The sequence below is a fragment of the Phenylobacterium sp. genome (genome assembly GCF_016793225.1).
Lineage (GTDB): Bacteria > Pseudomonadota > Alphaproteobacteria > Caulobacterales > Caulobacteraceae > Phenylobacterium.
On record NZ_JAEUMN010000091.1, the window covers coordinates 1 to 5,654 of the forward strand.

Sequence of the window (5,654 nt, forward strand, 5' to 3'; positions counted from 1 at the left end):
CAGCGGCAAGTACCAGCGCTTCGGCAAGGGCGGGAAGGAGATCTGGCTGCAGGCCAGCTACAACCCGATCTTCGACCTCAACGGCCGCCCCTACAAGGTCGTGAAGTACGCCACCGACATCACCGAGATCACCGAGCAGCGCCGCGCCGCCGAGCGTGTCCGCGAGGTGGCCGAGATCGTGTCGTCGGCGGCCGCCGAGATGCGCGCCACCGCCGAGTCGATGTCGCAGACCGCGCAGGAAGCCTCGGACCAGGCGACGTCCGTGTCCAACGCCGCCCAGGTGGCGTCCACGAACGTCCAGACGGTGTCGGCCGCCGGCGAGGAGCTGTCGGCGTCGATCGCCGAGATCGCCCGCCAGGTCGCCGAGTCCACCAACATCACCCAGCAGGCGGTGGCCGAGACCGACAAGACCAGCGCGGCGATCCAGTCCCTGGCCGAGGCGGCGCAGAAGATCGGCAACGTGGTCACGCTGATCAACAACATCGCCGGCCAGACCAAGCTGCTGGCGCTGAACGCGACCATCGAGGCGGCCCGCGCCGGCGACGCCGGCAAGGGCTTCGCGGTGGTGGCCTCGGAGGTGAAGAGCCTCTCGGACCAGACCGCCAAGGCCACCCACGAGATCTCGTCGGAAGTGGCGGCGATGCAGCAGGCGACGGCCACCTCGGTGACCGCGATCCACGGCATCGCCGAGACCATCGGCAAGGTGGCCGAGATCGCCTCCGCGATCGCGAGCGCCGTCGAGGAACAGTCGGCGGCCACGGGCGAGATCTCGTCCAACGTGGTGGAAGCGGCGGAAAGCACCCGCGAGGTGTCGTCGAACATCGAGCGGCTGCGCGAAGGCGTGGTCCAGACCGGCGAGGCCTCGGCCGAGCTGCTGGCCGCGTCGGACGAGCTGGCCGCCCAGGCGGTGACGCTCACCAGCCAGGTCGACACGCTGCTGAAGTAGGACCTCGGGTTCCGGCGCCCCTCGCGGCGCCCGGCGTCAGGAAGGGGGTCGGCCCGTCAGGGGCCGGCCCCTTTTCGCGTCGGGCCGTTCCTGCGTCAGGCGAAGTCGCGGGACAGTTCGGCGCGCGTGGCGGGCGACAGGCCGGCGAGGTGGCTGTAGCGCTCGTGCCCGCAGCCCACGAGGATCTCCGTGGCCGGGTCGCGGAAGCGGGCGATGTGTTCGGGCTTCAGCGGGAAGCGCAGGAAGTGGACGGAGCTGGTCTTGCCGTCCTCGCGGGTGCGCTCGACGTCGCCCTCGGGCACGCCGGCGATCCGCTCGCCGCCGACCTGCAGGAAGAAGCAGTCCTCGACGCCGCCGAGCCGCGACAGGATCGTCTGGCGGCGCAGAGGGTCGTCGATCTCGAACATGACCGTGGCCACCAGCTCGGACCCCTGAGGGATGAGCGGATTGTAGGCGGCCAGCTCGTCCGGCGCCTGCTCGGCCCCGCCCTTCTCGATCAGGAGCATCTCCTGGATCTGGAAGAGCATGGTGTCGAAGCACTCGAAGTAGAACGTGCAGTGCGGGCCGAGTTCGATCCGGCGCAGCCGCTTCACCGGCAGGAGCTCGCTCCGCCAGGCCTTGCGGCGCTGGGCGAACTCGGCGTCGGGCAACAGATCCTGAAGCGTGACCCTGCGTTCCGAAATCGGCATCACATCACTCCGTACGCGCGCGCCATGACCTCGATCGGGTGCGCCTCGGCCGGGGCCGGCGTCTCGACCTTGGTGTCGTCCGCGATCAGCTGAACCATGTGCTTGCAGGCGAGCGGGCAGTCCGAGCACAGGGTCTCGTTGCCCTTGGCGATCACCTGCCGGGCGGCGGGGCGGCCCACCTTGTTGGCGACCTCATGGGTGCCCTTCATGACGCCGAAGGTGCCGCCATGGCCCGAGCAGCGCTCGACGATGTCGACCTTCAGGCCGGGGATCAGCTTCAGCATCTCCACCGACTTGGCGCCCATGTTCTGGGCGCGCGCGTGGCAGGCGTGGTGGACGGTGACGCCGCCGCTCTGCGGTTGGATGCCCTCGGCCAGGCCATGGGCCTTGGAGAGCTCCACCACGTACTCGCAGATGTCCTTGGTCGCCCGCGAGAGGTGCGCCACGTCCTTGTTCTCGGGCAGCATCAGCGGCCACTCGAACTTCATCATCAGGCCGCAGGACGCGGTGAGCGCCACCACGTCCCAGCCGTCGGCGACCAGGGGCGCGAAGACCTTCGACACCCGCTCGGCCGCGCCGGCGACGGTCTTGAGGTCGCCGGCCTCGAGCTGGGGCATCCGGCAGCACTCGGGGTAGACCAGCTTCACCTCGCAGCCCTGGTGCGCCAGCACCCGGGCGGCGGCCACGGCCGTGTCGGGCTTGTTGTAGTCGACGAAGCAGGTCGCGTAGATCGCCACCTTGCGCTTGCCGAAGGCGGGCCCGTTCGGGTTGGGCGCCATGGGCCCCTTCAGCCGGTCGCTCGCCGTCTTGCTGACGTACCTCGGCAGCTCGGCCTCGGCGTCGATGTGGGCGATGGACTCCAGCAGCTTGCGGAGCGGCGTGTTGCTGCGCGCGCTGGCCCAGTTGGCGATGGGCGCGACCGGCTTGGCCAGCTTGCCGTTGCGGTCGGTCTCGCCCAGCTGCTCGCGCACCCACTCCTTGTGGCCCTCCCGCCGCTTGGCGGCCCGGTAGCGGAGGATCAGGTGCGGAATGTCGATGTCGAACGGGTGCGGCGGCACATAGGGGCACTTCGTCAGGAAGCACATGTCGCAGAGGGTGCAGGCCTCCGCAATGTGAGCGTGCTCCTTGGGGCCGATGCCGTCGATCTCGCCCGTCGGGCCCTCGTCGATGGCGTCGAACATGCGCGGGAAGCTGTCGCACAGGTTGAAGCAGCGCCGGCACGTGTGACAGACGTCGAACTGCCGCTGCAGTTCGGCGTGGACCTTCTCGAGGTCGTAGTAGTCCGGGTCCTGCCAGGCGATCGGCCGGCGGAACGGCGCATCGAGGCTGCCCTCGCGCGGAGGCCCGCCGGACGCCTCGGGTGCGGTGCGGTCTTCGCTCAAGCCTCAGCCCTCGAACAGAGCGTCATCCCGGCCTCGCGCGGCCGGGATGACACGCCTTGGAACGGATCAGTCCAGAGTGTCGAGCGCGCGCTGGAAGCGGCCGGCGTGGCTCTTTTCGGCCTTGGCGAGGGTCTCGAACCAGTCGGCGATCTCGTCGAAGCCTTCCTCGCGCGCCGTGCGCGCCATGCCCGGGTACATGTCGGTGTACTCGTGCGTCTCGCCGGCGATGGCGGCCTTCAGATTGTCGGCGGTGCCGCCGATCGGCAGGCCCGTGGCGGGATCGCCGACGCCTTCCATGAACTCCAGGTGCCCGTGCGCGTGGCCGGTCTCGCCTTCCGCGGTCGAGCGGAACACGGCGGCGACGTCGTTGTAGCCTTCCACGTCGGCCTTCTGCGCGAAGTAGAGGTAGCGGCGGTTCGCCTGGCTCTCGCCGGCGAAGGCGGCCTTGAGGTTCTCGATCGTCTTGCTGCTCGCGAGCGACATTTGTTCATCTCCCTGAACGTCAGGCGGGACTATGACCCTGCGGCGCTCGGGATCAACATGATTGGTTCTATGCCGCCCATCGACGCGCTCTATGGAGCCGTGTCTCGGCTTCGGGGTTCCTCGCCGGGTAGCGAGGAGTTCCTGCAATGGCTGACAACAAGATCCAGGGTGAAGGCGACTACGTGTCGGGCAAGAAGTACCAGGACATGCAGCACGACTTCGCCGAGAACGGTCCTGTCGAGGAGAAGGCCCGCGAGGCCGAGGCCGCTCTCGACGGTCCGGAAGGCGAAGACCTCGAAAAGGCCCGTCGCGAGACCGGCGAAGGCCGGACGGCCTAAGGTGCAGGCGCCGCCCGGGCCTTTTCGATCCGGGCCAGGATGCCGGCCTGCTCTTCCGCGGGCTTGGCCGCCCACCAGTTACGCACGGCGTCCACCCTCAGCGGCGTGACCCACCGCTCGTAGCGAGCCATCTGCGGCTGCGGGAAGCGGTTGTTCGCGCCGCGAAGGTGGCGATCGAAGAACGCGCGCACGAAGTCGTTCTGTGCGCCGACCATCACCGTGGCCGGGGCGGAACCGAACAGGGGGTCGCGCACAGGACGGCGCACGAACAGCGAGAAGTCCGACAGACCCAGGTGCTGCGAGCCCTTCAGCTGGACGCGGTACACATCGGCGCGCCGCCCGGCCGTGGCGAAGGGCTCGTAGCTGAACTCGTTGAAGCTCCGCGGCTGGGCGGGCGGCGCCGCGCCCACGCGCTTGCTGATGTTGGCCACGTCGGAGTGGAACATCAGGAACGGCGCGGGCACGTCGGCGGCGAAGGCTGCGAAGGGGAAGTCCCCGCCGTCCAGATTCACGCCGGCCGCGCACCGGCGGTCGCTCATGCACACCGTGCCGGCGGTGGCGCCGCCGAACGACATGCCCATCTCGCCGACGCGGGTCAGGTCGGCGGCGGCCATGATCTCGCGGATCGCCGGCGGCGCGGCGCCGCGCTGAAGCTGGTCGTGCACGAAGATGCGGTCAGCCGCCCAGATCTCGCCGCTGCGGGCCAGCCGGTCGTTCTGGCCGGACAGCGCCATCTCGCGGAGCGCCAGGTAGCCTTCCAGCCGCTCGTCGAGCGTGGCGCCTCCGATGGCCTGGTTCTGCGCCCTGGCGACCGGGCCGTCGGTCTCCTGCGCCATGTCGGCGAGCTTCGGATCTGCCGGCGCCACGTCCCCGTTCGGGAACACCGTCGAGGACGAGTCGTAGGTGTGCTGGACCGAGACGACGACGTAGCCGTGGCTCGCCAGCTCCTCCATCAGCGCCGTGTTCTGGGACAGGAACGAGGTGTAACCGTGGCTGTAGAAGACCACGGGCAGCCCTGTCGCGCCGGCCAGTAGCGGAGCCGCCTCGTACGAATTGGTCCGCACGTGCTTCACGTAGGTGAAGAACGGCCCGAAACCCACCAGCTCGCCCAGCGTCCGGGCCGTCGTATCGGCCTCGGCCTCGGAAAAGTACCGGCGCGGCTTGAGCCCGGCCACCGATCCCGCCGGGTACCAGACCCGGACCAGCAGACGGCGCAGTTCCTCGGGCCTGGCCGAGATGAGACCCGGCCGCGCGGCGTCGACCAGCTCGAAGCTCCGCACGCCCACCGGATGGCGGCCGGACGGCTTGGGGAGCGGATCGACCGGGAACAGCACGATCGACGCCGCGGCGACGGCCGCCAGGATGCCGAACAGCGGGCCGGAGACATAGGGCCAGCCCTCGCGCCGGGGGGCGCGGCGCAGCCGGTTGATCCCCAGCACCAGCAGGAACACCAAGCCCACGGCGGCGCCCACGCCATTCTGCCAGCGGTCGTCGATAAGCCCGTAGAGGCCCAGGAGCACGACAAGCGCGGCGAGGGTCCACAGGATGGCCAGGCGCCCCGGCAGAGGGCGGAGCCACCAGGCCAGGACGAACGCGACCAGCGCGCCGATCAGCGCCAGATCCACATGGGTCATGCTTCGCCCTCCCGCGCGTCATCCGACACGGTCTGAGCACCCGCTGCAACGCCCTTGGTCAGGCGGGGGCGCGCAGATTGCGGAAGGTGATCGAGAAGCGGTGCGCCTTGGCCTCCGGAAGGCTGTGCTCCCAGGTCCATCTCGCCTCGCCGTCGAGCAGGTAGGCCGAGCGTGGGGCGAGG

6 protein-coding genes are annotated in these 5,654 nt (G+C 69.7%); 2 read left to right on the forward strand and 4 right to left on the reverse strand.

Translation table 11 applies throughout. From position 1 onward, the window contains the following. Positions 1 to 946: PAS domain-containing methyl-accepting chemotaxis protein (locus JNK30_RS11005; protein WP_293482283.1), on the forward strand; the 946-nt coding region annotated here is incomplete at its 5' end. 95 nt (positions 947 to 1,041) lie between these two features. On the opposite strand, the gene JNK30_RS11010 is transcribed toward JNK30_RS11005, so the two are convergent. The 3 genes from JNK30_RS11010 to JNK30_RS11020 form a co-directional block, all read right to left on the reverse strand. Next, a complete protein-coding gene (locus tag JNK30_RS11010) occupies positions 1,042 to 1,635 on the reverse strand; it encodes a DUF3501 family protein (protein WP_293482284.1) in 594 nt (197 codons plus the stop codon). Further along, on the reverse strand, positions 1,635 to 3,017 hold the full coding sequence (locus tag JNK30_RS11015; RefSeq protein WP_293482285.1) for a heterodisulfide reductase-related iron-sulfur binding cluster: 1,383 nt from the start codon (positions 3,015 to 3,017) through the stop codon (positions 1,635 to 1,637). The genes JNK30_RS11010 and JNK30_RS11015 overlap by 1 nt, the downstream gene beginning before the upstream one ends. Positions 3,018 to 3,083: 66 nt before the next feature. Further along, a complete protein-coding gene (locus JNK30_RS11020; RefSeq protein WP_293482286.1) occupies positions 3,084 to 3,500 on the reverse strand; it encodes a rubrerythrin family protein in 417 nt (138 codons plus the stop codon). A gap of 146 nt (positions 3,501 to 3,646) precedes the next feature. Between JNK30_RS11020 and JNK30_RS11025 the strand changes: the two genes are divergently transcribed. After that, positions 3,647 to 3,838, forward strand: coding sequence for a hypothetical protein (locus tag JNK30_RS11025; RefSeq protein WP_293482287.1), 192 nt, complete (start codon positions 3,647 to 3,649; stop codon positions 3,836 to 3,838). On the opposite strand, the gene JNK30_RS11030 is transcribed toward JNK30_RS11025, so the two are convergent. Next, complete coding sequence (locus tag JNK30_RS11030; protein ID WP_293482288.1) at positions 3,835 to 5,472, reverse strand: hypothetical protein; 1,638 nt, start codon at positions 5,470 to 5,472, stop codon at positions 3,835 to 3,837. The genes JNK30_RS11025 and JNK30_RS11030 overlap by 4 nt on opposite strands. Between the last annotated feature and the right edge of the window lie 182 nt (positions 5,473 to 5,654).